Source organism: Paraburkholderia dioscoreae (assembly GCF_902459535.1).
GTDB classification, from domain to species: domain Bacteria; phylum Pseudomonadota; class Gammaproteobacteria; order Burkholderiales; family Burkholderiaceae; genus Paraburkholderia; species Paraburkholderia dioscoreae.
The window spans coordinates 4,445,351-4,471,780 of record NZ_LR699553.1; the positions used below are offsets into that span (position 1 = coordinate 4,445,351).

At 63.7% G+C, this 26,430-nt stretch carries 24 protein-coding genes; 6 read left to right on the forward strand and 18 right to left on the reverse strand.

What is annotated here, in order from left to right:
- Window positions 1-33 precede the first annotated feature (33 nt).
- The 4 genes from PDMSB3_RS20145 to ada form a co-directional block, all read right to left on the reverse strand.
- Entirely contained in the window at window positions 34-528 is a 495-nt protein-coding gene (locus tag PDMSB3_RS20145; protein WP_007180086.1) for a hypothetical protein, read from the reverse strand.
- Between the two features lie 217 nt (window positions 529-745).
- On the reverse strand, window positions 746-2,362 hold the full coding sequence (gene gshA, locus PDMSB3_RS20150) for a glutamate--cysteine ligase (protein ID WP_007180087.1): 1,617 nt from the start codon (window positions 2,360-2,362) through the stop codon (window positions 746-748).
- Between the two features lie 269 nt (window positions 2,363-2,631).
- A complete protein-coding gene (locus PDMSB3_RS20155) occupies window positions 2,632-3,549 on the reverse strand; it encodes a DNA-3-methyladenine glycosylase family protein (protein ID WP_007180088.1) in 918 nt (305 codons plus the stop codon).
- The gene (gene ada, locus PDMSB3_RS20160; RefSeq protein WP_165187279.1) at window positions 3,546-4,727 is read right to left on the reverse strand and encodes a bifunctional DNA-binding transcriptional regulator/O6-methylguanine-DNA methyltransferase Ada; all 1,182 of its coding nucleotides are present in this window, start codon (window positions 4,725-4,727) and stop codon (window positions 3,546-3,548) included. Before ada ends, PDMSB3_RS20155 begins: the two co-directional genes overlap by 4 nt.
- 396 nt (window positions 4,728-5,123) lie before the next feature.
- Here ada and PDMSB3_RS20165 point away from each other — a divergent pair, with 396 nt between their 5' ends.
- Entirely contained in the window at window positions 5,124-5,549 is a 426-nt protein-coding gene (locus PDMSB3_RS20165; protein ID WP_007180090.1) for a VOC family protein, read from the forward strand.
- A 37-nt stretch (window positions 5,550-5,586) separates the two neighbouring features.
- Here the strand turns inward: PDMSB3_RS20165 and PDMSB3_RS20170 are convergent, their stop codons facing one another.
- Entirely contained in the window at window positions 5,587-6,141 is a 555-nt protein-coding gene (locus PDMSB3_RS20170; protein ID WP_035518473.1) for a YaeQ family protein, read from the reverse strand.
- A 615-nt stretch (window positions 6,142-6,756) separates the two neighbouring features.
- Here PDMSB3_RS20170 and PDMSB3_RS20175 point away from each other — a divergent pair.
- Entirely contained in the window at window positions 6,757-8,490 is a 1,734-nt protein-coding gene (locus PDMSB3_RS20175) for an IlvD/Edd family dehydratase (protein ID WP_165187281.1), read from the forward strand.
- A gap of 253 nt (window positions 8,491-8,743) precedes the next feature.
- Here PDMSB3_RS20175 and sap1 read toward each other — a convergent pair whose 3' ends face one another.
- The gene (gene sap1 / locus PDMSB3_RS20180; protein WP_007180093.1) at window positions 8,744-9,082 is read right to left on the reverse strand and encodes a surface attachment protein Sap1; all 339 of its coding nucleotides are present in this window, start codon (window positions 9,080-9,082) and stop codon (window positions 8,744-8,746) included.
- A 452-nt stretch (window positions 9,083-9,534) separates the two neighbouring features.
- On the reverse strand, window positions 9,535-10,077 hold the full coding sequence (speG, locus tag PDMSB3_RS20185) for a spermidine N1-acetyltransferase (protein ID WP_007180094.1): 543 nt from the start codon (window positions 10,075-10,077) through the stop codon (window positions 9,535-9,537).
- Between the two features lie 167 nt (window positions 10,078-10,244).
- Between speG and PDMSB3_RS37900 the strand changes: the two genes are divergently transcribed.
- The gene (locus tag PDMSB3_RS37900; protein WP_232064232.1) at window positions 10,245-10,538 is read left to right on the forward strand and encodes a hypothetical protein; all 294 of its coding nucleotides are present in this window, start codon (window positions 10,245-10,247) and stop codon (window positions 10,536-10,538) included.
- Window positions 10,539-10,655: 117 nt separating this feature from the next.
- On the opposite strand, the gene PDMSB3_RS20195 is transcribed toward PDMSB3_RS37900, so the two are convergent.
- Together PDMSB3_RS20195 and PDMSB3_RS20200 are read right to left on the reverse strand one after the other, a co-directional pair.
- Window positions 10,656-11,081, reverse strand: coding sequence for an HIT family protein (locus tag PDMSB3_RS20195; protein ID WP_007180096.1), 426 nt, complete (start codon window positions 11,079-11,081; stop codon window positions 10,656-10,658).
- Window positions 11,082-11,150: 69 nt separating this feature from the next.
- The gene (locus PDMSB3_RS20200; protein ID WP_165187283.1) at window positions 11,151-12,086 is read right to left on the reverse strand and encodes a GlxA family transcriptional regulator; all 936 of its coding nucleotides are present in this window, start codon (window positions 12,084-12,086) and stop codon (window positions 11,151-11,153) included.
- A 176-nt stretch (window positions 12,087-12,262) separates the two neighbouring features.
- On the opposite strand from PDMSB3_RS20200, the gene PDMSB3_RS20205 reads away from it, so the two are divergent.
- Window positions 12,263-13,075: an SDR family NAD(P)-dependent oxidoreductase gene (locus PDMSB3_RS20205; protein WP_165187285.1), complete on the forward strand. Its 813-nt coding sequence runs from the start codon at window positions 12,263-12,265 to the stop codon at window positions 13,073-13,075.
- 78 nt (window positions 13,076-13,153) lie between these two features.
- Here PDMSB3_RS20205 and PDMSB3_RS20210 read toward each other — a convergent pair whose 3' ends face one another.
- On the reverse strand, window positions 13,154-13,681 hold the full coding sequence (locus PDMSB3_RS20210; RefSeq protein WP_007180099.1) for an Lrp/AsnC family transcriptional regulator: 528 nt from the start codon (window positions 13,679-13,681) through the stop codon (window positions 13,154-13,156).
- Between the two features lie 152 nt (window positions 13,682-13,833).
- Here PDMSB3_RS20210 and mdeB point away from each other — a divergent pair, with 152 nt between their 5' ends.
- Window positions 13,834-16,575: an alpha-ketoglutarate dehydrogenase gene (gene mdeB, locus PDMSB3_RS20215; protein ID WP_007180100.1), complete on the forward strand. Its 2,742-nt coding sequence runs from the start codon at window positions 13,834-13,836 to the stop codon at window positions 16,573-16,575.
- A gap of 18 nt (window positions 16,576-16,593) precedes the next feature.
- On the opposite strand, the gene PDMSB3_RS20220 is transcribed toward mdeB, so the two are convergent.
- From PDMSB3_RS20220 to PDMSB3_RS20250, 7 genes are read right to left on the reverse strand one after another with little or no spacing between them, the layout of a single operon-like run.
- Window positions 16,594-17,706 (reverse strand): diguanylate cyclase, encoded by a 1,113-nt coding sequence (locus PDMSB3_RS20220; RefSeq protein WP_007180101.1) that lies wholly within the window; start codon window positions 17,704-17,706, stop codon window positions 16,594-16,596.
- 60 nt (window positions 17,707-17,766) lie between these two features.
- Window positions 17,767-18,783 (reverse strand): chemotaxis response regulator protein-glutamate methylesterase, encoded by a 1,017-nt coding sequence (gene cheB, locus PDMSB3_RS20225; protein ID WP_007180102.1) that lies wholly within the window; start codon window positions 18,781-18,783, stop codon window positions 17,767-17,769.
- A 17-nt stretch (window positions 18,784-18,800) separates the two neighbouring features.
- Window positions 18,801-21,191, reverse strand: coding sequence for a hybrid sensor histidine kinase/response regulator (locus PDMSB3_RS20230; protein ID WP_165187287.1), 2,391 nt, complete (start codon window positions 21,189-21,191; stop codon window positions 18,801-18,803).
- On the reverse strand, window positions 21,188-21,868 hold the full coding sequence (locus PDMSB3_RS20235) for a chemotaxis protein CheW (protein ID WP_007180104.1): 681 nt from the start codon (window positions 21,866-21,868) through the stop codon (window positions 21,188-21,190). Before PDMSB3_RS20235 ends, PDMSB3_RS20230 begins: the two co-directional genes overlap by 4 nt.
- Window positions 21,861-23,258: a CheR family methyltransferase gene (locus tag PDMSB3_RS20240; RefSeq protein WP_007180105.1), complete on the reverse strand. Its 1,398-nt coding sequence runs from the start codon at window positions 23,256-23,258 to the stop codon at window positions 21,861-21,863. The genes PDMSB3_RS20235 and PDMSB3_RS20240 overlap by 8 nt, the downstream gene beginning before the upstream one ends.
- On the reverse strand, window positions 23,255-23,719 hold the full coding sequence (locus PDMSB3_RS20245; RefSeq protein ID WP_007180106.1) for a chemotaxis protein CheW: 465 nt from the start codon (window positions 23,717-23,719) through the stop codon (window positions 23,255-23,257). Before PDMSB3_RS20245 ends, PDMSB3_RS20240 begins: the two co-directional genes overlap by 4 nt.
- Before the next feature lie 56 nt (window positions 23,720-23,775).
- Entirely contained in the window at window positions 23,776-25,401 is a 1,626-nt protein-coding gene (locus tag PDMSB3_RS20250) for a methyl-accepting chemotaxis protein (protein WP_007180107.1), read from the reverse strand.
- Window positions 25,402-25,676: 275 nt separating this feature from the next.
- On the opposite strand from PDMSB3_RS20250, the gene PDMSB3_RS20255 reads away from it, so the two are divergent.
- On the forward strand, window positions 25,677-25,997 hold the full coding sequence (locus tag PDMSB3_RS20255; protein WP_007180108.1) for a hypothetical protein: 321 nt from the start codon (window positions 25,677-25,679) through the stop codon (window positions 25,995-25,997).
- Between the two features lie 87 nt (window positions 25,998-26,084).
- On the opposite strand, the gene PDMSB3_RS20260 is transcribed toward PDMSB3_RS20255, so the two are convergent.
- Complete coding sequence (locus PDMSB3_RS20260) at window positions 26,085-26,246, reverse strand: hypothetical protein (RefSeq protein WP_007180109.1); 162 nt, start codon at window positions 26,244-26,246, stop codon at window positions 26,085-26,087.
- Window positions 26,247-26,430 lie beyond the last annotated feature (184 nt).

Sequence of the window (26,430 nt, forward strand, 5' to 3'; positions counted from 1 at the left end):
CTTCGACACTTTGCGCGCGTCTTTCCGCTTTTTCTATTGCGTCACGGCTTCGCCGTTTGTTGCCGGGTTCGATTGCCCCTGCAAGGCATCCGGATGCGGAGTCGAAGGCTCCGAGGGTTTGACGCCACTCTGCGGCGCGCCGGTGGTGGCGCTCCGCACGTATTGCTTGAAGTCGGCGCCGGCTTCCCACGGGTTCGGCTTGCAACCCATCGAGCCATCGCAATGTGCGGCAAAGCCGATAGTCGCAGTGCCGTCGGGATTCGCCGCGCGCGTGATCTGATACGCCAACGCGCGCTTGCCGCCATCGGGACCGGCAGTCTGGATCAGCGTGTCGGTCGAGGATTCGATCTTGTACTTCGAATGGCTCGTCACCCACGCTTGCGCCCGTTGCCACCAGACATCGCATTCCGTTTTGTTTGAACACGTCAACGGCGTTGTCGCGATCTGCATGACGTCCGGATCGACCTGCCCTTGCGTCGAACATCCCGCCGCCGCTACACACAGCATGGCCAACAGACTTTTTTTCATCGCGTCGAATCCTCCCTCTGTGGTGCGCGTCGTATGAGTTTGGACCGCCGCAGCGGTGCGGTGTTTCATCTGGATCAGAGAATCGTCAGAACGCGTGGAGAATTTGCCGATAGTGTTCGACATTCAATGGCGTATTGCGTAGACGTTACCTGGGCAGAAAAAACGGCCTTTCTGACCGCTTGTTTCTCACCTCACCTCACCCGAGCGTGCGCGTTGTTCAGACGCTGAACCGGTTCAACGTGTACGCGCGATAAGCCGCAACGAATGCGTCGAACGAACCGACTTCTTCCCGTTCGAGTTTCGCCTGCTCGGCCAGCGACTGTGCAGCGAGATCGGTGAATACCTTGGTCTGCTCCGCGTCCAGCGGACGCGCGCGGAAATACGCGGCGTGCGCTTCGCTTTGCGCAAGGCCGAAGGCAAGGAAACTCTGCTGCTTCTCGCGCATGGTCTGCAGCACGCGCGCCGACGGCGTCAACGATACATCGGCCAGCTTCGCGCGTTGAACAGCGACAGCGCGTGCATGTGCGTCGCCGCCGTGCAATGCGTCGAGCGTGGCCGCGGCCGCATCGATCTTGACGAGCAACTCGTTCGCCCAATCCGCCATCGCAACCGGCTGGCCGTCGCGTGTCAGCTCGAGGCCGGGCTTACGCCCTTCCATCGTCACGCGGCCGAAGTTCTGATTGGCTTCGGCATAGGCATCAGGCGGCAACAGCGCGCTGTCGTCGAGCGCGCAGACCAGCAGATAGGCATCGAGAAAGCGCGATGTCTCCAGCGAAATACCGGTCGGCTCGAACGGATCGATGTCCATGCAACGCACTTCCACGTATTGCACGCCGCGCGCGGCCAGCGCGTGCAGCGGACGCTCGCCCGGATACGTGATGCGCTTCGGGCGGATCGTCGAGTAAAACTCGTTTTCGATCTGCAGCACGTTGGTGTTGATCTGCACCCACTCGCCATCGCGCTGTGTGCCGATTGCTTCGTACGCGGGATACGGCTGGCTCACGGCTTTCGCAAGCGCGTCGAGATAACCGGGCAGCGTGTCGTAATCCGCGTGCAGCGCGGCTTGCGCCGTGGTGTTCGAATAGCCGAGGTCGCTCATGCGCAGGCTGGTCGCGTACGGACGGTAGAGCGTGTCGGCGTCGAACGTATCGAGCGTATGTTTGCGCTCGCGCAGAAAACGGCGATCCAGCGCAGGCGAAGCACCGAACAGATACATCAACAGCCAGTTGGTGCGGCGGAAATTGCGGATCAGCGCGAGATAGCGGTCGGACTGGAAGTCGACGGCGTTCGCGGTGGATTGCTGATCGGCATGCAGCAGCCGCCACACTTCTTCGTTCAGCGAATAGTTGTAGTGGATGCCGGCAATGCACTGCATGGTGCGTCCGTAACGGAGCGCGAGACCAATGCGGTAGACGTACTTCAGTTTGCCGATATTCGAGCTGCCGTAGCGCGCGATCGGAATGCCTTCGTCGGTGTCGGGCAGCAGGCCCGGCATGGAGTTGTTCCACAGGATCTCGCCGTCGAGTTCCGCGTAGACAAAACGATGCAGCGTGTCGAGCTTATCGAGCGTTACCGCGATGTCGTGCTCGGCGGGCGTGATCAGTTCGAGCAGCGCTTCGGAATAGTCCGTGGTAAGCGACGGATGCGTGAGCGCCGAACCGAGCGCGCGTGGATGCGGCGTCAAGGCGAGCTTGCCCTCGTGCGTCACGCGCAGGCTTTCCTTTTCGATGCCGCGCAGGCCACGTATCAGCGCGTCGCGCTGCGGGCCTGAGGTCAGCACGGACAGGCGGTGCGAGAACGCGTCGGTCGTGCGGGAAGATGTCGTGTTTGGCATTGATGCGAGTCGGGCGTTGTCGGGCCGCCATGTGCCGCAGCACAGCGCGGTTGACAACGTTCGGCGGAATTTTCAGTAGCGGGCACTTTAACATCTCGCCACAACCGCTGCTTGAGGCCGTTCCTGCGGCCCATCCGGGTACTCCGGGCGGCCTCTTTTCCGGACAATCCGGGTGGTTTTTGAGCCAATCTGTCGGCTGTGCGCCCCATCGCTGTAGCCGCCGCGCACCTTGCGCGCGATCCGCTTTTCTCCCCGCCCGGTGCCAGGCTTCAGCCGCCACGCGCGGCGCCGGCACGGTCCGCCACTTCGTTCCACAGATGCATCGCCGCGTACGCCCGCCACGGCCGCCACGTGTCGGTGCGGGTACGTTGCTGCGTGGGCCGCACGAGCGACGGATCGCGCGCGCAGATCGACTGCATCAGCACGAGGTCCCATGCGGGCCACGCGTCGGCGTCGCGCCATGCGCGCATGGCGACGTACTCGACGGTCCAGGGGCCGATGCCGGGCAGCGCGAGCAACGCGGCGCGCAGGCTGTCCGCGTCGGCCGTGTTGCTGTCGAGCGGCACGTCGCCTGTGGCGACTGCGTGCGCGAAACCCTGCAGCGCCGCCACACGCTTACCCGGCATACCGATCTGCGCGAGATCCACGGCGGCCAGCGCGGCCGGCGTCGGAAAGCGCCAGGCGGTGTTCTCATGCGGATGTCCCTCGATGCGCCCGCCGGCGCGCTGCACGAGCCTGCCGATGATGGTGGTCGCCGCCTTCACGCTGACCTGCTGCCCGACGATTGCGCGCACCACCAGTTCGAAGCCCGACCACGCGCCCGGCACACGCAGGCCGGGCACCGCTTCGACGAGCGGCGCGAGCCACGGATCTGCGGCGAGTTCGGCGCCGATCTTTTTCGGATCGGCATGCAGGTCGAACATCTTCGCAATCGGCGTAACGAGCGCATCGGCGTGGCGGCTCACGGGCCCTTCAATGCTGGCGACAACGCAGCGCTTGCGCGGATGCAGACGCACGCTGAGTGTGCCGCTGTCGCCGGCCCAATCGATCGCGCGACGGTACGCGCCGTCTTCCACCGCTTCGACGCCCGGCGTTGCGCGTCCGCCGAAGAAACGCAGCAGACGCGGCCAGTCGAAGGGTGGTTTGAACGGCAATTCGAGGGTAGCGACTTCGTCAGGCGTGCTCACGCGGCGTGGTCCAGTTTGGTGGTGGAGGTTTCGTTGCCGATACCGGCGTCGGCAAGGACGCGTTCGTCGCGCGTCGTCTGGCTGCGCGAAAAATCGCCGGCATGTTGTGCCTCGTTGTCGAGCAGCGCAGCCTTGCGCGGCAGACCCCAGCGATATCCCGCCAGCGCCCCGCCCTTTGCCACTACGCGATGACAAGGAATCGCCAGTGCCACCGGATTCGTTGCGCACGCGCTGGCTACCGCGCGCACGGCACGCGGTGCGCCGACCGTTTCGGCGATCTGCGAATAGCTGCGCGTCTCGCCGTAGGGGATGCGCCGCAACGCGTCCCACACACGCTGGCGGAATGCCGTCGCGGCAATATCGAGCGGCAGATCGAAGTCCTGGCGCGTGCCTCGCAAGTAGGCGTCGATCTGCGCGATGAACGGCGCGAGGTGTCCGGTATCTTCCAACAGGTCGGCGTTGGCAAATTCACTGCGCAGGTCGTCGGCGAGCATGGCGGTGTCGGCGCCGAAACCGATTTTGCAGATGCCCTTCTCCGTGGCCGCGACGAGCACGAAGCCGAGCGGCGTCGACGCGCTCGTGTAGCGCACGGTAAGCCCCGCGCCCTTGCGGCGATACGCGGACGGCGCCATGCCGAGTTCGGCCGGGGCGCTGTCATACATCCGCGATGGCGAGCCGAAGCCCGCGTCGAGCGTGGCGCGAGTGACGTCCGAGCCGCTCTGGAGCGCGTCGCGCAACGCGGCGCCCCGCTGCGCGGCCTGATATTGACGCGGCGACACGCCCACCACGCGCTTGAACAGACGCTGCAAGTGGAACGGGCTGATGTGCACGGCGTCGCTTAACTGGGCGAGCGTGAGGCGTTGTTGCGGGTCGGCGTCGAGCGCGGCGCATGCGCGGTTCACGATCTCAAGCTCGCGCGGCAAACCGCCGGGCTGGCACCGCTTGCAATCGCGAAAGCCCGCGGTGCGTGCGGCGGCGGCGTCGGTGAAGAACGCGACGTTCTCGCGGCGCGGCTGGCGCGACGCACACGACGGCCGGCAGAACACGCCGGTCGTTTTGACGCCGTAGAAGAACGCGCCGTCGGATTGCGGTTCGCGGCGCGTGACGGCTTCCCAGCGCTCGTCGTCGGAACTCCAACTGGCGGCGCCGAAGGCGGTATCGGAAGGATTGCGGTTCATGATGGTCCCGGAAAGGCGGTGTCGATGCTCACCAATGTAGGCCGCATGCCGACACACTACGCCCCGGTTCTTGCTCTGTCATTGCGCTTGTTCGTAGCCATTTCGTAGCTTCTTCGTAGCGCCCGAAGCCCCGCCAGGCGCCCGTTTTGCCGCAAACTGCGACAATTCTGCACGATATCGGGTTTTCCCTTAAAAAGTTATTGCGTCGCACCAACCCCATGTGTATATTAGTACTTGTCTCCTCCATGTCTCCTCCTGATATGGATTCAGCCCGCTCCACATAGAGCGGGCTTTTTTTCGCCTGTACCTGTCCGATCCGGCCCTCGCTCGCAGCGCCGCCCTTTCTTCTACACTGGCTATTCATCCCTTCCTCGAACCAGCCAAGGGGCGTTCGACATGAAAATCCACATTCGAGAGATTGATCACGTCGTCATTCGGGCGACGAACGTCGAGGCGATGGCGCGTTTTTACTGCGATGTGCTCGGCTGTAGCGTGGAGAAGGAGCAGCGCGATCTCGGCCTGACGCAACTGCGCGCGGGGCGCTCGCTGATCGATCTATTGCAGGTAGGCGCCAAACCTGATCATGCCGAAAACGGCGTGCCGGGCACGGGCCGGAATATGGATCACCTCTGTTTGCGCATCGAGCCATTCGACGCCGAAGCGCTCAAGACGCATCTCGCCGAACGCGGCGCGCGGCTGGGCGAACTGGGACTGCGCTACGGCGCGGACGGCTATGGACAGTCGCTGTATCTGTTCGACCCGGAGGGCAACATGGTCGAACTCAAGGGGCCGCCGGAAGCGGCGCGCGTGACGTCGCTTTAGGGTGCTTCACGCGTTAAGCCTTGAGAAGCGGCAAACATCAGGCGTTGGCGGGCGCCTTCAGCACCGTCCATTCGATTTTCACCGCATCGGCTTCGGCGCTGCCGAGCCAGGCTTCACCGTCCTGAACTGTGCATTGCAGCCGCATGGTCCGTTCGGCCAGCGAGCCGAGCGCCGTGGCAACGCCTTCGCCCAGCGTCCACACGGTCACGTTGCGCATGCGTTCCACCTTGTTGCGCACGCCCTGCCACCAGATGTCCGACGCGCGGCCGCCATAGGCGATCACGATCACCTCGGTCGAGCGGCCGCTCGCCTTGGCAATGCGCCGTTCGTCCGGCTGGCCGACTTCGATCCAGGTTTCGATTGCACCGGTGAGGTCCTTTTCCCACAGGTCCGGTTCGTCCACGTCCGACAGACCTTTGCAGAATTCGAGGCGTTCCCGCGCGAACAGTGCGAATGCGGCGACACGGACCATCATCCGTTCGTCGGTTTCCGAGGGGTGGCGGGCGATCGTCAGCGAATGGTCGGCGTAGTAGTGCCGGTCCATGTTGGCGATCTGCAGTTCCGCTTTATAAATCGTAGATTTGAGAGCCATGCCGTTGCTAAACCAGACGTTCGCTCCACCGGAGCGAACTGAAAAAGAATCATCGACGGCGCGTTGCCGTTTTCCGTGTTTGTTGTACATTGCCTGTTCCTCCCGCGCCGTCAGCCGGCTGCCATTGCCACGGAAGAAGCATTTATCGCGCCACTGACGGCCCGGAAGCCGTGCCCTAGACCCGTCGGCGGCTTCCCGCAAGGCTTTGAGCATCACCGAGGCTGCTCGCGAAAGTAAGTACGACTGGCGCGTGATGATACCGAATGTATCCATGCTGTACGGTAAATCGATCGGACACTCGCTTCAGAACGCGTACTGTTGGTATTGACGCGTCACTTCGGCAGCTAAAACCGGCAACATGTCGCTTTGGAGCCGCGAGTTCGAAAGCGCCGGAAAACGGTCAGTATTCGCTACGTTTTATGGCGAATCCGGCCTGATCGGCGAAAACATCAGATCGAAGCGATGGCGCAAAACGCTGCTAGCGACTACAAAACCCAACTGGCACTGACGATTTCGCGAGGTGTCAAACCCGTCTCATTTTCGAGATGATGCGGGTAGCGCGCTTTCACGCCCGCGGTTGCGCCCCGCTCCACATGTTTGCCAACAGGAGATTTCATGGCTGATTCCAACCAGACCAGGAAGCCGCTGCGTAGCCAGGCGTGGTTTGGCCTTGAGGACCGTGACGGTTTTCTGCATCGTTCGTGGATGAAAAACCAGGGCATTCCACACGACGAATTCGACGGGCGCCCGGTGATCGGCATCTGCAATACGTGGTCCGAACTGACGCCGTGCAACGCGCATTTTCGCGAACTCGCGGAGTACGTGAAAAAAGGCGTACATGAAGCGGGCGGCCTGCCGCTCGAGTTTCCCGTGATGTCGCTCGGAGAGACCAACTTGCGGCCCACGGCGATGCTGTTTCGCAACCTCGCCTCGATGGACGTCGAGGAGTCGATTCGCGGCAATCCCATGGACGGCGTGATCCTCCTCGTCGGCTGCGACAAGACCACGCCCGCGTTGCTGATGGGCGCGGCGTCATGCAACCTGCCCTCGCTGGCCGTCTCCGGCGGACCGATGCTCAACGGCCGGTTTCGCGGCAAGAACATCGGCTCAGGCACCGGTGTCTGGCAGATGTCCGAGGAAGTGCGCGCCGGCACGATGACGCAGGAAGAATTCACCGAAGCCGAGTCGTGCATGAACCGCTCGCGCGGCCACTGCATGACGATGGGCACGGCGTCGACGATGGCCTCGATGGTCGAATCGCTCGGCATGGGCTTGCCGCATAACGCAGCGATTCCCGCCGTCGATGCGCGCCGTCAGGTGCTCGCGCATCTCGCGGGCCGGCGTATCGTCGACATGGTTCGCGAGGATCTGACGATGGACCGGATTCTCACGCGCCAGGCATTCGAAAACGCGATCCGCACGAATGCGGCGATCGGCGGTTCGACCAACGCGGTCGTTCATCTGATTGCGCTGGCGAGGCGCATTGGCGTGGAGTTGTCGCTGGAGGATTGGGAACTGGGTTCGAACGTGCCGTGTCTCGTGAATCTGCAACCGTCTGGCGAATATCTGATGGAGGATTTTTACTACGCGGGCGGTCTGCCCGCGGTGTTGAAGCAACTCGGCGAGCAAGGCCTGCTGCATCGCGACGCGCTGACGGTGAACGGCAAGACGATCTGGGACAACGTACGCAACGCGCCGAATCACGACCAGAAGGTCATCACGACGTTCGCCGAGCCGCTCAAGCCGAAGGCCGGAATCGCGGTGCTCAAGGGCAACCTGGCGCCGAATGGCGCGGTGATCAAACCGTCGGCGGCGACCGCGCGGTTGCTCAAGCATTGCGGCCGCGCGGTGGTGTTCGAGAACGTCGAGGAACTGCACGCGAAGATCGACGACGAGTCGCTCGACATCGACGAGCATTGCATCATGGTGCTCAAGGGCGCGGGGCCGAAGGGTTATCCGGGCTTTGCGGAAGTCGGCAATATGCCGCTGCCGAAAAAAGTGCTGCGAAAGGGTATCACAGACATGGTGCGCATTTCCGACGGCCGCATGAGCGGCACGGCCTACGGCGCGGTGGTGCTGCACGTGTCGCCGGAAGCGGCCGCGGGCGGCCCGCTCGCTTTCGTGCAGACCGGCGACATGATCGAGCTGGACGTCGACGCACGCCGCCTGCATCTCGACGTCACCGACGAGGAACTCGCGCGCCGGCGCGCCGTATGGCAGGCGCCCGAGGCGCCTACGCGCGGCTACTACAAGCTCTATGTCGAGCACGTGTTGCAAGCGGATCAGGGCGCGGATCTGGACTTTCTGGTGGGATCGAGCGGTGCGCCGGTGCCGCGCGATTCTCACTGACGGGCACGGCCGCGCGCGCCATGAGCCAGCGGTCGTTTCCTGCACCTGCCAATCAAGCGCACTGCCGATGCCGATGGACAGCGTCCGCATCGGCTTTTTTCTGTCCGTTTCAAGGCGACTAAAAAGCGCACGCAAATAAAAAACGGCCAGGCATTTCATGCCCAGCCGATTTTTAACTCACAGGTTCACCGCCTCCGGCTTTTTATAAAGTCAGAGGATCGACGCATGCCGAACCGGAATATGAGCGTTCAGCTTATTGCTTGATGAATCGATCGTTCGCCCAAAGTCCTTGCGTGTCGCTATTGCCGGAATTCACGAATTCGACGTCGTGTCCGACCACGCGCACAACGCGGAAGCTCGAGTTTTCTGGCGTCGAAACACACTGGTATCCGGAGAAGAATTCCTGCATTTTTTGCTGTTCACCGGCTTGCGCATGCTGGTCGGCGGCGTCGAGTTTATCCTTCGACAGGCAGCCATACCCATTGGCCTTGAACTGGATGGTTTGCTGCGGCTTGATCACGACGTCTTGCGCCTGAACTGTCGCGGCAGCCAATCCCGCAATGGCGAAAACAAGGGCGATTCGCGTTTTCATATTTTCCTCCGGTGCGGGTGGATACTCAGGTTAGCTATGTATTTAACTTTAACGTTGAACCCGCACCTTGCACTTTAGGAGAACGCGAGAGAACGACAAGCACATCTTGTGTGCGGTTGCAACAGCGGCTAATTGTCGCACCAGCGTTTGCGCCGGGTTATCTGTTGAGCAGCGACTTGATCAAGTGTCCTTGCGATCGATAATCCGCAAATGGGTGACGCGCGCCGCTTTAACCAGTAAAGCTTTGCGACGCGTATTCGCGTAAACGAGGGGCGTCAATTAAGCGATTTACTACATTTATTGCGGGCAGTTGGTGCGTTGCACACAAAGTCATTCAGCTGGCTAAACAGGAATGACAAAATAACGGTGTATTTGCAGAAGATAAACAGTGCCAGGTACCACGAGCGGTGCGTGCGGGGTTTGTTTGGTGAGGGCGCTGCGCAGTCGCACACTCAATAGACGTGCTGATTCACCTTGAAGAATTCGTCCTGGAACATGCACATGCGCAGAGCGTTGTGATAGCTGCCGTTGCCGAAAAATTCTTCGATCAGCTCGGCTTCGTGCCGGAAGCCGCACTTCTCGTAGACGTGAATGGCCGCTGTATTCGCCTTGTCGACGATCAGATAGACCTTGCGCAGATTCAGCACTGAAAACGCATAGTCGGTTGCTAGTTGCGTGGCGAGGGTTGCATAGCCGCGGCCTTGTGCATGAGGCGCGATGATGATCTGAAACTCGCCTCGCCGGTGAATGTAGTCGAGTTCGATCAATTCGACGACCCCGACGGTCTGCCCCTCGTTGTCGATTGCCACGAAGCGCCGCTCGCGCAGGTCATGCACATGCTGGTCGTAAAGCTGCGTCAGTTCGGAGAAGGTTTCATACGGCTCTTCGAACCAGTAACGCATGATTTTCGCGTTGTTGTTCACTTCATGGACGAAGCGCAGATCGGTGCGCTCGAGCGGGCGCAAGGTGAGTTCGCTGCTGCGTTCGATAGTCATTGGATTCCCCTTGAGAGTTATTGGTTTGAACGCGCGTTCCGTGTCGGCGCGGGCGCGTTCCAGTTAGTCAGGGCCTGGTGCGGGGAGTTCTTGCAAAGTCCTGCTTCCGTACGCCACTTTTTTGCAATACGCGCGGCGGCATGCGGGTTTGGCGAGTGCCGGGCGTCATGTTGCCGCAGGTGCGCGATTGGGCGCGATCGGGCGATTGTGAGCGCCGCGGCACGGTATGGGTGCGCGCGGTGCTCTACAATGAAATCATGCTCTTGCGATCGGAGGCCACCGTGATCGAGCACTTGATATTGGGCGTCTTTCTGGTCATTCCGCTGCTCATCGTCGCGTTTCTTTTCTCCGACGAACTGTGGCAGGAACACCGCCATCTTCACGAGATGCGACCCGCGCATGTCAAGCCGCGGCGTATCGACTGGCGGCATCCGCTGCGCCGCTCGCGGCAGCGCCTTTGAAGTGGCGCCGCGTTCGCGCCGCGCTGCCGATTGGCACTCCTGCGTGCTACGCCGCGCGAATTCTTCCCGCCGTGCGGCGCGTGACCGTGCGCCGCGCCTCGCGCTTTCAGCACCCGGTCAGTGAGCGCGCCAATGCGAGCGAATGCGCTTGGCAAGTGCCTCAAGCGTATCCGCGTCTGCGACGTCGCGCGCGTGCATGCGCAGCGGCTGGCCTTCCCAGCGCGGGATCACGTGAAAATGCACATGCGGTACGGTTTGTCCCGCGGCGGCGCCGTTGAATTGGCCAATGAACACGCCGTCCGGGCGCAAGGCCGCGCGAGCCGCGATTGCGAGCTTTTGCGTCATGCGTATGCATGCCACCATCGAAGCATCCGACAGCTCGAAAATCTCCGCTACCGGTTCCTTCGGCACCACCAGCAGATGGCCGTCGGCTTGCGGCATGAGATCCATGAAGGCGAGGGCGGCATCGGTTTCGGCCACTTTGATGCAGGGTAATTCGCCGCGCAGAATCCTCGCGAAGGGATTGCTGTCGTCGTAGTTCATCGCGTTCCTCTCATGGTGGAAGGTCATATCGGGTGTTGCTGCGGTTACCCGTATTGTCCATCACCCGTGTTACACCACGCGCGCCGCGCGTTTAATCGCCTGCGGCGGTTGGCCAAACGCGCGCAGAAACGCGCGCCGCATCCGTTCTGTATCCACGAAGCCGGTTTCCGCAGCCACCGCCTCCATGGAGTGGCGGCCTGCTTCCAGCATGGCGCGCGCGGTTTCGACGCGCAATGCCTCGATGGCTTTGGCTGGGGATTGGCGGGTTTCGTCGCGAAAGGCGCGGCTGAACTGGCGCGGACTGAGATGCGCGACGTCGGCGAGTTGTTCGACCGTCAACGGCTCGCGCAGATGGCTTTTGGCGTACGAGAGGGCGTTCTGGATGCGGTCGGATTTCGGCTCCAGGTCCAGCATGGCCGAGAACTGCGATTGGCCGCCGGTGCGGCGGTGATACACCACGAGCTTCTTGGCGATAGCGCGCGAAACCTCCACGCCGAGATCGTTTTCGACAAGCGCGAGACACAGGTCGATGCAGGCGGTCATGCCGGCCGACGTCCACACCGAACCGTCGACGATAAAAATGCGGTCTTCGTCCACGCGCGCCTGCGGGAAGCGCCGTTGCAGATCGCGCGCGTGGATCCAGTGGGTCGTGGCGTGGCGGCCGTCGAGAATCCCGGCTTCCGCCAGCACGAACGCGCCGGTGCAGATGCTGGCGGTACGCCGCGAGGCGGCGAGGGCGTCGTTCAGAAACGCCAGCAATCCCGACGACGACGGCGCGATCTGCATCGCGCCGGTGACCACCACGGTGTCGTACGCCGGATCGCTGAACCGGCGGGTGGCGATCTCGACGCCGGCCGAGCTGCGCACCATTCCGCCGTGCTCGGAAATGACCTCCACTTGGTACTCCGGCTGGCCGGCCTCCAGGTTCGCCAGTTCGAACACCGAGATCGCCACCATATCGAGAATCTGGAAGCCGGGGAAAACCACCACGCCGACGTGTCTCATCGTAATGTCCTAAAACGAGGTAAATATGACATTTGAGACAAAAGGGTACGCGCCTACACTTGCCTCGTCAACACCGCAATGTCCACGCAAACCGCGCGGCGGCGGAGGTTTCCGGGTTTTCCCATTCATCGGACGGGCAGCGGCGCAACGCGCCGCGCCCACAAGGAGAGAGTCAAATGGCAACGCAAGCAGGCAAAGGAACGGCATTGGTGACGGGCGCATCGTCGGGTATCGGCGCAGTGTATGCAGACCGCCTCGCGCGGCGCGGCTACGACCTGATTCTCGTGGCGCGCGACGTGGAGCGGTTGAACGGTCTGGCCGAGCGTCTGGCGAGCGAGACCGGCCGCCACGTCGAAACGATCGCGGCGGACCTTACCGTCAAAGCCGACGTGCGCCGCATCGAGGAACGCCTGCGCGCGGACCGTAGCATCGCGATGCTGGTCAACAACGCGGGCGTTGGCGCGACCCGTTCGCTCATCGATTCGGACGTGGATGAACTCGAAAAAATGATCGACCTGAACGTGACCGCGCTCACGCGCCTGACGGCGGCCGTCGTGCCCGGCCTGGTGGAGCGGGGCAACGGCATCGTGATCAATATTTCGTCGATCGTCGCGCTGTCGCCGGAGATGTTGAACGGCACGTATAGCGGCACCAAGGCCTACGTGCTGAACCTGACGCAATCGCTGCACCATGAAGTGGGCGACAAGGGCGTGCAGCTGCAAGCGGTGCTGCCGGGCGCGACCAGCACGGCATTCTGGGGACGTGCGGGCCTGCCGGTCGAGCATCTGCCGTCGCAGATCGTGATGACCGCCGAAGACATGGTGGACGCCGCGCTCGCCGGCCTCGATCAGGGCGAACTGGTAACGATTCCGTCGTTGCCGGACGCGGCAGACTGGGACCGTTTGAACAGCGCGCGCCAGCAGTTGCAGCCGAACCTGTCGCACAAGCTGCCGGCCGCGCGCTATACGCACGTCGCGGCAACGGCGTAACGACTGCTTTCGGCGCATCAAAGGCAGACAGGCAGCTCACAAAGGGCAGCGGCAACTGGAGGCTGCCCTTTGTGGCTCTCAGCGCCAGTCAGTCGACACGTCGTCGGGATCGACCAGCGTCAATCCCGACGACGGCAGCGGCAGCGCCGTCTTGTAACGCACCTGCTTGAGCGCGAAGCTCGAGCGGATATTGGAGATGCCCGGAATCTTGGTCAGATGATCGACGATAAAGCGCTCCAGCGTCTGCATATCCGGCATGACCACGCGCAGCAGATAGTCGGCGTCGCCCGTCATCAGATAGCACTCCATCACTTCGGGGCGCTCCGAAATCGCCTGTTCGAAGCGCTGTAGCGCGTCTTCCACCTGCTTTTCCAGACTGACCTGAATAAACACGTTGATGCGCAGCCCGAGCGGCTCCGGGTTCAGCAGCGTGACCTGCTGCTTGAACAGACCTAGCTTTTCGAGCGCGCGCACACGGTTAAAGCACGGCGTAGCCGAGAGGTTCACCGAGCGCGCCAGATCCGAATTGGTAATGCGTGCGTTCTGCTGCAACTGGCTCAGGATGCCGATGTCGATACGGTCGAGCCGTCTGGGTGGCGTGGTCATAGATAAAATATTCCGTGTCACGGGCAAATTCCGGAACAAATAGCCTATCGCAGTGCGGGAACACAAGCAAATGAGACGCTCATTTTGCGAGCACATGGTTACCATTGACTGATTCGATCCTGAACCGAACGTGTCGATGCGGGAGTGGCGCCATGACGGATTTATCCAGCGGTAGCAAGCAATTGCAGTTTTTGAACACCCATCGTGTCGACACGACGGAGCAGGCGGATGCCGACCCGCAGGAAACCGCCGAGTGGCTGGAAGCGCTCGATGCCGTCGTCGCGCATGTCGGCCGAGATCGCGCGCAGTTTCTGTTCGACAAACTCGCGGGCCATGCGCTCTCGCTCGGCGTGGAATCGGCGCGCACCAGCGTGACGCCGTATCAGAACACCATCCCGTTCGAGCAGCAGCCGCGCTATCCCGGCAATCTCGAACTCGAAGAACGGCTCGCCGCCGCGCTGCGCTGGAATGCGCTCGCAATGGTGGTGCGCGCGAACAAGGCTTACGGCGAACTCGGCGGCCATATTGCGAGTTACGCGTCCGCGGCGGATCTGTTCGAGGTCGGTTTCAACCATTTCTTCCGCGCCACGGCGCCGGGCGGCGAGGAGGGCACGGGCGACCTCGTCTACTTCCAGCCACATTCGTCGCCGGGTGTCTACGCGCGGGCTTATCTCGAAGGATTTCTCTCCGAAGAAAACCTGCAGTACTACCGGCGCGAGATCGGCGGACCGGGCTTGTGCTCGTATCCGCATCCGTGGCTGATGCCGGATTTCTGGCAATTCCCCACCGGCTCGATGGGCATCGGGCCGATCAATGCGATTTATCAAGCGCGCTTCATGCGGTATCTCGCCAATCGCGGCCTCGTGCAAACGGAAGGCCGCAAGGTGTGGGGCTTTTTCGGCGACGGCGAAATGGACGAGCCGGAATCGACTGGCGCGCTTTCACTGGCCGCGCGTGAAGGGCTCGACAACCTGGTGTTCGTGATCAACTGCAACTTGCAGCGCCTCGACGGTCCGGTGCGCAGCAACGGCCGGATCATCGACGAACTGGAAGCGCACTTTATCGGCGCCGGCTGGAATGTGATCAAGGTGATCTGGGGTTCGGACTGGGACGCGCTGTTCTCGCGCGACCGCACCGGCGCTTTGCTGCGCGCGTTCGCGCATACCGTCGACGGCCAGTTCCAGACCTTCTCCGCGAACGACGGCGCGTACAACCGTGAACGCTTCTTCGGCCAGAACCCGGAGCTTGCCGCGCTCGCCGCGCAACTGAGCGACGACGACATCGACCGTTTGCGCCGTGGCGGCCACGACGTGCGCAAACTGCACGCGGCGTACGCGAAAGCGCTCGCGCACCACGGCCAGCCGACGGTGATTCTCGCGAAGACGATGAAGGGCTTCGGCATGGGCACCTCGGGCCAGGGCCGCATGACCACGCATCAGCAGAAGAAACTCGACTTCGACGACCTCAAGGCGTTTCGCGATCGCTTCCGCCTGCCGCTGACGGACGAGGACGTCGAACAGGTGAAGTTTTACAAACCAGCGGAAGACAGCCCGGAAATGCAATACCTGCATGCGCGCCGGGCAGCTCTCGGAGGCTATCTGCCCAGAAGGCGGCGAGTTGCATCGAAGGGGCTGATCGTCCCGCCGGTGTCCTCCTGGGGGCAATTCGCGCTGGAATCGAACGGCCGCGACATGTCCACGACGATGGCGCTGGTCCGCATGCTGACCGCGCTGCTCAAGGATCAGGAAGTCGGCCCGCGCGTGGTGCCGATCGTCGCCGACGAAGCACGCACCTTCGGCATGGCGAACATGTTCCGCCAGGTCGGCATCTATTCGCCGCTCGGCCAACTGTACGAGCCGGAAGACCTCGGCTCGATGCTGTACTACCGCGAGGACACGAAAGGCCAGATCCTCGAAGAGGGCATTTCGGAAGCAGGTGCGGTGTCGTCGTGGATCGCGGCGGCGACGTCGTACAGCGTGCACGATCTGCCGATGCTGCCGTTCTACATCTACTACTCGATGTTCGGTTTCCAGCGCATCGGCGATCTGATCTGGGCGGCGGCGGATCAGCGTGCGCGCGGTTTCCTGATCGGCGCGACTTCGGGCAAGACCACGCTCGGCGGCGAGGGCCTGCAGCATCAGGACGGCACGAGCCACCTGGCGGCATCGACGATTCCGAATTGCCGCGCGTACGACCCGGCGTTCGCGTACGAGGTTGCCGCGATCGTCGACGAGGGCATGCATGAGATGGTCGAAGTGCAGCGCGACGTGTTCTATTACGTCACGGTGATGAACGAGAACTACGCGCAGCCTTCGGTGCCGGGCGGCAACCTGGAGGCGCTGCGCGAAGGGATTCTCAAGGGCATCTATCCGCTCGCCGCGCAAATGCAGGAGAGCACGCAAGCCAGGGTGCAATTGCTCGGCGCGGGCGCGATTCTCGGTGAAGTAATCGCGGCCCGGCAGATGTTGAAGGACGATTGGCAGATCGACGCCGCCGTGTGGAGCGTGACCAGTTTCACCGAGTTGCAGCGTGACGGAATGGCGGCGGAACGGCTCGCGCGCCTCGGCGAGGAAACCGGCACGCCGTATGTCACGCAAGCGCTCGAAGCATCGCAAGGTCCGATCATCGCCGCCACGGACTATGTTCGCGCCGTGCCTGAACTGATACGTGCCTACGTGCCGCGCCGCTATGTGACGCTCGGCACCGACGGCTTCGGCCGCAGCGACACGCGCCAGGCGCTGCGCGAGTTCTTCGAAGTGGACCGCAAGGCGATCGTGATCGCCGCCCTGAAAGCACTGGAGGACGAGGGCACGATCGAGGCAGCCGTGCTTGCCGACGCGCGCCGCAAGTATTTCGGCGACGCAGCAGTCGGCGCCGCTTCCTGGCAATGTTAGGAAGCGGCTGCTGATTGGTCAGTCGCTCACCGCGACCTGGTTCTTGCCGTCCCGTTTGGCGCGATACAGGCCGACGTCGGCGGCTTCGATCAGCTTCGTCACCGGCTCGGCGGCGGATGGCACGAGCGTCGCCGCGCCGATGCTGATCGTCACGACGCCGCTCGCTGAACCCGCATGCGGAATGGCCAGATCCTCGATCGCCATGCGGATCTTTTCCGCCAGCAGACGCAAGCCGCCCGCCGACGTGCCCGGCACCACCACCGCGAATTCTTCTCCACCGAAGCGCGCCGCGAGATCCGGCGAGCGTCCGAGGCACGATTCGACGGTTTGCGCGACCCGTTTGAGCACTTCGTCGCCGGCAACGTGCCCGTAGGTGTCGTTGTAAGCCTTGAAGTTATCCACATCGATCATCAGGAAGCCGAGGCCGGCCTTGTCGCGTGTGCCGCGCCGCCATTCGGCCGCCAGATATTGATCGAGGTAGCGCCGGTTCGACAGGCCCGTCAGACCGTCCGAATGCGTGAGTCGCTGCAATTCCAGATTCGTCGCGAGCAATTGCTGTTGCGACTGACGCAGCGCGCGGTAGGCTTCGTCGCGCTGAAGCAGATTCAGATACGAGCGCGAGTGATAGCGGATGCGCGCAATCAACTCGATGCGGTCCGGCAGTTTTACCAGATAGTCGTTGGCGCCTGCGGCGAAGGCCGCGCTTTTTACGAGCGGCTCTTCCTTGGTCGACAGCACGATGATCGGAATGTCGCGCGTCTTTGGATTTTGCCGGTATTGGCGCACGAGGGTGAGACCGTCCGTGCCCGGCATCACCAGATCCTGAAGGATCACCGTCGCGCGTGTTTCCGCGGCGCAGCGCAGCGCGTCTTCAGGCGACGCGCAGTAGTGGAAGTCGACACTCTCTTCGTCCGCCAGCGCCTGGCGGACCGCCTCGGCGATGATCGCCTGGTCGTCGACCAGCAACACCATGATCGGACACTCGGCCGCGGGCGGATTGCCGAGGATGCGCGCCAGTGCGTCATCGATAGCGAGATTGGCCGCGTCCACCGCGTCCGGCGCCCGCGCGTTCGCGTCGCCTTCTGCGAGATTCTGCGCGTCGGCGTTCTGATGCGGTTCAGAAGTGTCCATGTCGTTCAACCAGAAAGAATGTCAGGGAATCGAAGCGGGTCATAAGTGGCGAATGGGCGGCTAGCACGCGTTGATCGCGTTCGCGAGCGCGGCGGCAATGCGCGGCAACGGCAGGATCGCGGCGGCAGCGTCTAGCGCCGCCGCCGCTTTCGGCATGCCGTACACAGCGCTGGTCGCCTCGTCCTGCGCGATCGTGTGATAGCCCTTGGTGCGCATCGCCTTGAGTCCGATCGCGCCGTCGCGGCCCATGCCGGTCAGCAGCACGCCGACGGCGCGCGCCGGCCAGCGGGCCACCACGCTCTGAAAAAATACGTCGACGGAAGGGCGGTAAGGCGTCTCTTCCGGCACGCGCGTGTAGCCGAGCACGTTAGGCAGTTTCAGATGCAGATGATCGTCGGTGGCGGCGAGCAGCACGATACCCGCCTGCGGCCGGTCGCCTTCGTTGGCGATCCGCACCGGCAGCGCCGATTGCTGGTTCAGCCAGTCCGCCATGCCGGCGGCGAATGCCGCATCGACGTGCTGCACGATGACGACGGCCGCCGCAAAATCCCTGGGCAGGCCGGCAAGCAGGGTGGCGAGCGCCGCCGGTCCGCCCGCCGATGCGCCGATCGCCACCAGCGGCGTGGCGCGGTTCGTCGCGCACGCGGGCGTTGCCGCGGCCGCCGCGCCGGGCGCGTTGCGCTCCTTGACGAGTGCCGCGATGCGGTCGATTTTGGCGATCAGCGTGGCGATGCTCCTGTGCGCGTCCGGACCGCTCAGCGACGGCGTATCGACGGCGTCGAGCGCGCCCGCGCCCATTGCTTCATAGACGCGCCATGCGTTCGCGCCCACGTCGACGGTGACGATCAGGATCGCGCAGGGCGCGCGAGCCATGATTCTCCGCGTGGCCTCGATGCCGTCGACGTTCGGCATCACCAGATCCATCAGCACGATGTCGGGCCGCTGCGCGGTGCAGAAATCGACCGCCTGCTGGCCGTCCTGCGCGATCCACAGCACCTCGTAGTCGTGGCGCGCCGCGAGCGCGCGACGCAGCGCTTCGACGGCGAGCGGCATGTCGTTGACGATTCCGATTTTCATCCGTGTCACCCGTGGGTTTAACCGTAAGCTTCGCCGATCAGATCACGTACCGCATCGAGCAGCGCTTCGTCATGAAAACTGCCTTTCGCCAGATAATAGTCCGCGCCCGCATTCAGCCCGGCGCGGCGATCCTCTTCACGATCCTTGTACGAGACGATCATCACCGGCAGTGACTGCAACTGCGGATCGCGCTTGATCAGCGTGACCAGTTCGATGCCGTCCATACGCGGCATGTCGATGTCGGTGATGACGAGGTCGAAGCGCTCGCCTCGTACTGCATTCCAGCCGTCCATGCCGTCCACGGCGATCGTCACGTCGTAACCGCGCGTGGCGAGCAGCTTGCGTTCGAGCTCGCGCACGGTGAGCGAATCGTCGACCACCAGCACGCGGCGCGCGGCGCGCTGAGCCGCATGCGCGACGCCGTTGTGCATGCGCCTGAGATCGCCGCCCGCCACGAGCCGTTCGACGGAACGCAGCCAGTCGTCGACATCGGCGATCAGCACCGGGTCGCCGTTCTCCATCAACGCGCCGGCGGTAATGTTCCTGATCTTGCCGAGGCGCGGATCGAGCGGCTGCACCACCAGCATCCGCTCGCCGAGAAAGCGGTCGACCACTACGCCGTAGGTTTGCGCGCCGTCGCCGACCACGATCATGCTGACCGTGTCGCCTCCGTCCGCGGGCGGCGCGGTGTCGAGAATCTGATGCGCGGTGACGACGCCGATGCGCCGGCCGGAAAACGCGATGTGCTGATGTCCTTCGAGCAATTCGATCTCCGCGCGGCTCACGTGCAGCGTGCGGTTCACATGCGCGAGCGGCACCGCGTACGGCTCGCCCGCGACTTCGATCAGCAGGCTGCGGATCACCGAGAGCGTCAACGGCAACTGCAACTGCACGCGCGTGCCGAGACCTGGCTCATGCGCGATGCGCACCGTACCGCGTACGCGCTTGACGACGTCGTGCACCGCGTCGAGTCCGACCCCGCGGCCCGAGACTTCGGTCACCTGATCGCGTAGCGAGAAGCCCGGCAGGAACAGGAATTCGAGCAGTTCCGCTTCGGATAGACGCGCGACCGTTTCCTCGCTCGCGAGCTTCTTGCGCACGATCGACGCGCGCAAGGCGTCGAGATCGATGCCCGCGCCGTCGTCGGACACGGTGATCAGCAGCGCGCCGGCTGTGTGGCGCGCGTCGAGTGTGAGCGTTCCTTCTTCCGGCTTGCCGCGTGCGAGTCGCACGGCGGGTGCTTCGATGCCGTGATCGAGCGCGTTGCGCAGCATGTGGCCGAGCGGCGCTTCGAGCAGATCGAGAATGTCGCGGTCCACCTGGGTTGATTCGCCGACCAGTTGCCAGCGCACCTTCTTGCCGAGCGAACGCGCGACGTCGCGCACCATTCGCGCGAGTCCGGCGGTGCCGTCGCCGAACGGACGCATGCGGCATTGCAGGGCGGCGTCGTAGAGCTGCTGCGACAGATGCGTGGAGCGGCGGTCGAAACTCTCCAGATCGGCGAGACGCTCGGCCAGCAGATGCTGCGATTCGGCGGTGAGGCGGCGCACTTCTTCGAGCGCGGCCTGGGCGCGCGGATCGAGCTTCAGATCGGCAAGCGTTTCGTGTAGCTGATCCAGCGCGCGGGTGCTGTCGCGGTGCACGCGTTTGACGCGCAGCATCGATTGCGCGAAGGGTTTCAGCCAGCGCGATTCGACCAGCGATTCGCCGGACAACGACAGCAGGCGGTCGAGATTGTCGGCGCGCACACGCAGCATGCGGCCGGATTCGGCCGCTATGCTGCTCGCGCTACTCGTGATGTTCGACGCGGACGCGCGGGAGGCGGTGTTGTCAGGCGCGTGTTGCGGCGTGGCCTCGGCGCGCAGTGCATCGGCCAGCAGGTTGAATGCGGCGTCGGGATCCGGGCTTGCGCTGACGGAAGGCGCTGGCGCGGGTGGCTCGGCGGCCCTGCCGGCCACAGGTTCAGATACCTCCGCGGCCGGCGGCGCCACATCCTGCCGCACGACCGCTCCATGCGGCAACACGGCAGCCATACGCGCCTGCAACGACGCCACGCACGCACCGACCGCTGCGCGCGCCGAGTCGTCTTCATCATTGCCGATGCGCGCGACGATATCCACCCCGCGCAGCAACTCGTCGACCCAGGCCGGGTCGAGCAACGCACGCCCTTCCTGCGCGGCAACGAAGCAGTCTTCCATAGCATGCGCGAGTTCGACGCCGACCTGCACGCCGACAATGCGCGCCGCACCCTTCAACGAATGCGCGGCGCGCATGCACGCTTCGAGCGCCGCGGCATCGCGCGGCGCGCGGTCGAGGGCGAGCAGTCCGTCGTTGAGCACGCGTGCCTGCGTCCGCGCTTCTTCGCGGAACAGATCGATCAGCGACGGGCGGCGTGGCTCGTCCGTCATCCGAGACTCCGGTTCAAGGTGTCGAAGAGTGCGTCGGCGTCGAGCAGGCCGACGCTCATGCCGCGCCACGGAGCGACGGCGCGCGTATGCGCGGCGGCCGCTTGCGAGAGCGTGGCGGGCGGCGGGCAAAAGCTCGCCACGGCAAGCCGGTGCACGCCGTCGACCTGGTCGACGGGGAACACTGCGTGTTCCTCAGCGCGCGCGACTACCAGCAAGCGCGGCAGATCGTGACGCGCGCGGTCGTCGCGAGAGGCGGCATCGGTTTCGAAACCGAGCAGGTGCGCGAGCGACAGGCACACCAGCAACTCGCCTTGCACGTTCACCACGCCCAGCGCCGCGCGATGCTGCCGATGCGGCAACGTATGAACCGGCCGTGTCTGCACGATGCGTTTGAAGATCGGCGTGGGCAGCGCCAGCCATTCGTCGCCGATGCGAAAGACGAGCAACGATTCGCTCGCGCCCTGCGCGTCATCGCGCGGTTGCGCCGGCACGCGAGCGTCGAGCTGCGAGAGGTCCGCTTCGGGAATCGGCCGGTCCAGCAGTCTGGCCGCGGCTGTCTCGAACACCGGGCAATTCAGACAGCGCACGTACTCGGCAAGACGCTCGCACGACGAATCGCCGCGCACGCCGATGCGATTCCAGCAGTCGTCGAAGCCCACGGGGTGTGCATCAGCCACGTTGCGCTCCCTGTGCGCGCGACGCGCGTTGCATCAACAGACGTGCGCCGTCGCGATCGCCTTCGAGTTCCAGCAGCGTCGCGAGATGTGCGAGCGCTTCCGCGTGCTGGGGATCGAGATAAAGCGCCTTGCGATAGTGCCCGCGTGCGAGGTTCGCGTCGCCGTTGGCATCGGCCAGGACGCCGAGCAGATAAAACGCGTCGGCGTGCGGGGCGTGGTGTGCCAGATATGCGGTGATTGCCGACTCGGCTTGCGCGAGGCGCCCGGCGTCGGCCAGCGCGCGTGCGGCCTGCAATGCGTCGCGTGCGGCGTTGATCGGCGCGGGGTTGGGCGGAGGAGACAACGGGCCGTGTGCCGGCGAGACGGGTATCGACGTTCCGTGCATCGGCGGTGCCATACTGCCGCGCGGAGCGAACTGCGTGACGCTATTGAACGGCGTGCGTGCAACCCGAACGGGCCACGCGAAAGGCACGGGCGCGAGCGTTGATGAAGGCGTCGTCACGGGCATGGCGGCGGTAGCGAGCGGCATGCTATGCCAGCGGCTCAACTGCGCTTCGTCGGGCGCGCGGCGATGAAATGCGAAGGCCAAAGGAATTTTCGCGGACTGCATGCCGTAGCGCATCAGCAGCCCGGTTTCCGCTGGGCCGACGAACAGCGTGCCGTTTTCGGCCAGCACGCTATTGAGCGCGTGCAAGGCTTTTTGCTGCGCGTCGCGGTCGAAGTAAATCAGCACATTGCGGCAGAACACGAAGTCGTAGATGCCAGGCGCGGACGCGTCGAACTGCATCAGATTGGCGCGCGAAAAACGCACCGCCTCCACGATGCGCGGCGCGAGACGCCAGCCGTCCTCGGTGCGCGTGAAATGCGCGTCGCGAAACGCAAACGCATTGCCGCGAAACGAATTGCGTCCGTAGACGGCGCGCTGCGCGATGGCGAGCGAGCGGTCGCTGATATCCATTGCGTCGATGCGCAACTGCGCGGCCTCGATACCGGCATCGAGCAGCGTCATCGCGATCGTGTACGGTTCTTCGCCGGTCGAGCAAGGCAGGCTCAGGATGCGCAGCGGCAACGCGGTGCCGCGCCCGGCGAGGCGCTCATGCGCGAGCCGCGCGAGTGCCTTGAACGCGTCGGCGTCGCGATAGAACCAGGTCTCCGGCACGACGACCGTTTCGATCAGCGCCTGCAGCATGGCCGGCGAACCTTGCGTGGCTTCCCAATAGTCGGTGAGCGTGGCTTCGGCGTGACCGTCCGCGTACCACGCGGCGGCGCGCTGATCGACGGCACGCTCGATCGCGCTATGACCGAGCGACGCCGCGTCGAGCCCCATGATCCGATGCAGCAGCTCGGCGAAGCGCCGATAGAGCGGCGCGTTGTCGTGATGCGCGTTCATGCGTGCGCCTCGGGAAACAGGAGCGCCTTGACGTCGTCGGGCAGCAGATGCTCTACGCGGATCCATTGCACGAGGCTGCCCGCTTCGCTCGCGACGGGGCCGAGATAACGCGCGTGCGGCATATCGAGGCCGGCATCCTGAAACGCCGCCACGTCCAGACGAAGGGTGCGCGTCGCGCCTTCCAGCAGCAGCGCGAGCAGACGTGTCGTGCCTGCATGCGGATAGCGCACCAGCACCACACGTGTGGACATTAGCTGCGCGGCGGGACGGCCGAGCGCGAGCGCCGGCAGATCGATCAGCGGCAGCGGCGCGCCTTCGTGGTCGAGCACGCCCGCCACCCACGAGGGCGCGCCGGGGATCGTCTTCGGCGGCGACTGCGGTGTGAGCGGCATCAGACGCTCCACCTGCGTCGCGTCGATCACGTACCGTTCGCTATCGAGCGTGAAGAGAATGAAGAGCATCGGCGTAGGCGATGGATGAGCGTGCGGATGCCGGCTTCGAGCAGCGCCGCGGCGCGTCAGGCCGTCACCTTGAAGCGCGACACGCCGGTGCGCAGACTGTTGGCGACGTGCGTCAGATCGTCGATCGCCTGGGTCGACTGGCGCAGCGACTCCGCCGTCTGCTGCGCGGCCTCCGAGAGTTGCGTCAGCGCCTGGGTGATCTGCTCGGCGCCGGTGGCTTGCGTCTGCATGCCGTCGTTCACCATCGAGAAGCGCGGCGCGAGCTGCTGCACCTGCTGGATGATTTCCGTGAGATGGCCGCCGACGTTCTGCACGTCGAGCATGCCGCGCCGCACTTCTTCGGAGAACTTGTCCATGCCCATCACGCCGGCGGCGACCGCTGACTGGATCTCCTTGACCATCTGTTCGATGTCGTAGGTCGCCACGGCGGTCTGATCGGCGAGGCGACGGATCTCCGTCGCGACGACAGCGAAACCGCGGCCGTATTCGCCGGCTTTTTCCGCCTCGATCGCCGCGTTCAGCGAGAGCAGGTTGGTCTGATCCGCAACCTTGGTGATGGTCGCGACGACCTGGTTGATGTTGCTGGCCTTTTCGTTGAGGATGGCCAGCTTCGCGTTGACGGAGCCGGCGGCTTCCATCACGAGGCGCATGGTCTCTTCCATGCGTGCGAGGCCGGCGTGCCCGGTGCCAGCGAGTACCGCCGACTGGCCGGCCACTTCCGAGACTTCGTTCATGGCGCGCAGCAGATCGCGCGAGGTCGCGAAGATTTCACGCGACGTGGCGCCGATCTCGGTAGTGGTGGCAACGGTTTCGTTCGCCGTGGCTTGCTGTTCGCGGGAGGTCGCGGCGATTTCCGTCACCGACGTGGTGACCTGCATCGCCGACTTCTGCGCCTGGCCAACCAGCGCGGTGAGTTCGTCGGCCATGCGGTTAAAGCCCGCTTCGAGCGCGCCGATTTCATCCGTGCGATTCAGTTGCAGGCGTTGCGTCAGGTCGCCTGTGCGCATCACATCGACCACTTGCAGCATCTTGGCCATCGGCGTGGTGACGCCGCGCACCAGCCAGTAACCGGCCAGCGTGGCGAGGACGGCGGCGACCAGCAGCATGACGAGCAGCACGACGCGGGTCGTCTCGACCGAACTGCGGATGCTCTCAGCGGACTGGTCCGCGTAGCCCTTGTTGTTCTCGACGAGCTTGCGCACGGTGAGCCGGCCGGTTTCCCAGAGCGGCGTGAGTTGCGTATTGAAGACGCGCGCAGCGTTGTCTTTCGAAGCAGGCAAGGCGTCCAGCAGCGATGCCTGGATCGACAGGTACTGCGCCTGTTGCTGGCGGAAATCATTGAAGACCTCACGATCGACGTCGCGGAAAATCGTCGCGCCGTAATCGTTGATGATCTTCTGCAGCGTTTGCTGGGTTTCCTGCAAACGTGCGGTGTCGCGCTTCACGGAATCGGGGTCCGCGTCGACATAGATCAGGCGCTGCGTGACGCTGTAGTTTTCAAACCAGGCCGCGCGCATCGCGGTCGCGTTGTAGAGGCCGGGCATCGAGTCCTGCTGCTGGCTCTTCGCATCGCGGTCGATGCCGCCAAGCTGCTGGAACGCGACGATTGCCATTGCCAGCATCACGATCAGCACGATCCCGAAGCTGCACAGAATCCGTTGCCGGATTGTCCATTGTTTCACGCGAACGCCCCTTACTTGTGGCTTTGCCTCAACCCAGTGTTGTCGACGCGATGGGTCGGAAAGCTTTACGGTTCGTCAGATTTATCCGACGAGTTATGAGGCGAATTTTACATTGATCGGGAGAATGTATCAGTTGAACAAATGGACCGGCGAACCTTCATGGCGAGCCGGCGATTGGCGCGTTACACGAGTAATGTCCGGTTACCACTTGCTGCATCTATTTCCGCGCGCGCCGGCCACAATCGGTTCCATGCCTGAACGGCGGGGAGTCAAACATGAAAAAGATCGCAGTGGCGTTGTTGATGGTGGGAAGTCTGAGCGTAGCCGGGCAGGCGTCGGCGCACGGTAACGGCGGGGACGTGGTGGGCGCGCTGATTGGTGGCGCCGTGCTGGGAGCGGTGGTGACCTCCGCGCTGAATGCGGCGCCGGTGGTGGCGTACCGGCAGCCCGTGTATGCACAGCCGGCGTATCAGCCCGCACCGGTCTATGCGCAAGCGCCGCCGGGATATTGCTATGACCAATATCAGCGCGCCTATGTGGCGTGCGGTGCGCCGCCGCCGCAATACGGATATCCGCAGCCGCAACCGGGTTGGTAATCTGATCGCGGAGTACGTGGGCTGTTGCGCGTGCCACAAAATGAAAGGCCGTCGCCTTACGCGACGGCCTTTCATTTCATGCGCCGTTCAATGCCTGTGATGCAGCCACTCCGCATAGTGCGTATCGAGCCAGCGCTCGCGCCTTTGCGGTCTTGTCTTCTGATGGTAGTGGGACGCGGCCCAGATAGCGACGCCGACCAGCAGCATGACGGCGGGCCCCAGCAAATAAGCCATCAGCGATTCAGACATGGGAGCCTCCGTATGGGGTTGCGTGCACCCTTCAGTTTAGGCGATCAAACGCGAGAGAAAAGGACCGCGTGAATCGATGTTGATGCGTGCTTGGCGGCGTCTGGGTTTTCGCCTTTTTGAAACCTGTCGGAAAGTCGGATTTTGTCTTGGCGGCAAAGGGTTAGGATTGATCAAATGTGCTTCG

What these genes read in the sequence shown, in the direction of transcription:
- PDMSB3_RS20210 (WP_007180099.1), bottom strand. Translation starts at nt 13,681, where the DNA reads ATGACCACGCCACCCAGACGGCTCGACCGTATCGACATCGGCATCCTG.
- PDMSB3_RS20195 (WP_007180096.1), bottom strand. Translation starts at nt 11,081, where the DNA reads ATGAACTACGACGACAGCAATCCCTTCGCGAGGATTCTGCGCGGCGAA.
- PDMSB3_RS20170 (WP_035518473.1), bottom strand. Translation starts at nt 6,141, where the DNA reads ATGGCTCTCAAATCTACGATTTATAAAGCGGAACTGCAGATCGCCAAC.
- PDMSB3_RS20230 (WP_165187287.1), bottom strand. Translation starts at nt 21,191, where the DNA reads ATGACGGACGAGCCACGCCGCCCGTCGCTGATCGATCTGTTCCGCGAA.
- PDMSB3_RS20220 (WP_007180101.1), bottom strand. Translation starts at nt 17,706, where the DNA reads ATGGACACTTCTGAACCGCATCAGAACGCCGACGCGCAGAATCTCGCA.
- PDMSB3_RS20175 (WP_165187281.1), top strand. Translation starts at nt 6,757, where the DNA reads ATGGCTGATTCCAACCAGACCAGGAAGCCGCTGCGTAGCCAGGCGTGG.
- PDMSB3_RS20245 (WP_007180106.1), bottom strand. Translation starts at nt 23,719, where the DNA reads ATGCTCTTCATTCTCTTCACGCTCGATAGCGAACGGTACGTGATCGAC.
- PDMSB3_RS20165 (WP_007180090.1), top strand. Translation starts at nt 5,124, where the DNA reads ATGAAAATCCACATTCGAGAGATTGATCACGTCGTCATTCGGGCGACG.
- PDMSB3_RS20240 (WP_007180105.1), bottom strand. Translation starts at nt 23,258, where the DNA reads ATGAACGCGCATCACGACAACGCGCCGCTCTATCGGCGCTTCGCCGAG.
- PDMSB3_RS20255 (WP_007180108.1), top strand. Translation starts at nt 25,677, where the DNA reads ATGAAAAAGATCGCAGTGGCGTTGTTGATGGTGGGAAGTCTGAGCGTA.
- PDMSB3_RS37900 (WP_232064232.1), top strand. Translation starts at nt 10,245, where the DNA reads ATGTTGCCGCAGGTGCGCGATTGGGCGCGATCGGGCGATTGTGAGCGC.
- sap1 (WP_007180093.1), bottom strand. Translation starts at nt 9,082, where the DNA reads ATGAAAACGCGAATCGCCCTTGTTTTCGCCATTGCGGGATTGGCTGCC.
- PDMSB3_RS20200 (WP_165187283.1), bottom strand. Translation starts at nt 12,086, where the DNA reads ATGAGACACGTCGGCGTGGTGGTTTTCCCCGGCTTCCAGATTCTCGAT.
- PDMSB3_RS20260 (WP_007180109.1), bottom strand. Translation starts at nt 26,246, where the DNA reads ATGTCTGAATCGCTGATGGCTTATTTGCTGGGGCCCGCCGTCATGCTG.
- mdeB (WP_007180100.1), top strand. Translation starts at nt 13,834, where the DNA reads ATGACGGATTTATCCAGCGGTAGCAAGCAATTGCAGTTTTTGAACACC.
- PDMSB3_RS20145 (WP_007180086.1), bottom strand. Translation starts at nt 528, where the DNA reads ATGAAAAAAAGTCTGTTGGCCATGCTGTGTGTAGCGGCGGCGGGATGT.
- ada (WP_165187279.1), bottom strand. Translation starts at nt 4,727, where the DNA reads ATGAACCGCAATCCTTCCGATACCGCCTTCGGCGCCGCCAGTTGGAGT.
- speG (WP_007180094.1), bottom strand. Translation starts at nt 10,077, where the DNA reads ATGACTATCGAACGCAGCAGCGAACTCACCTTGCGCCCGCTCGAGCGC.
- cheB (WP_007180102.1), bottom strand. Translation starts at nt 18,783, where the DNA reads ATGAAAATCGGAATCGTCAACGACATGCCGCTCGCCGTCGAAGCGCTG.
- gshA (WP_007180087.1), bottom strand. Translation starts at nt 2,362, where the DNA reads ATGCCAAACACGACATCTTCCCGCACGACCGACGCGTTCTCGCACCGC.
- PDMSB3_RS20205 (WP_165187285.1), top strand. Translation starts at nt 12,263, where the DNA reads ATGGCAACGCAAGCAGGCAAAGGAACGGCATTGGTGACGGGCGCATCG.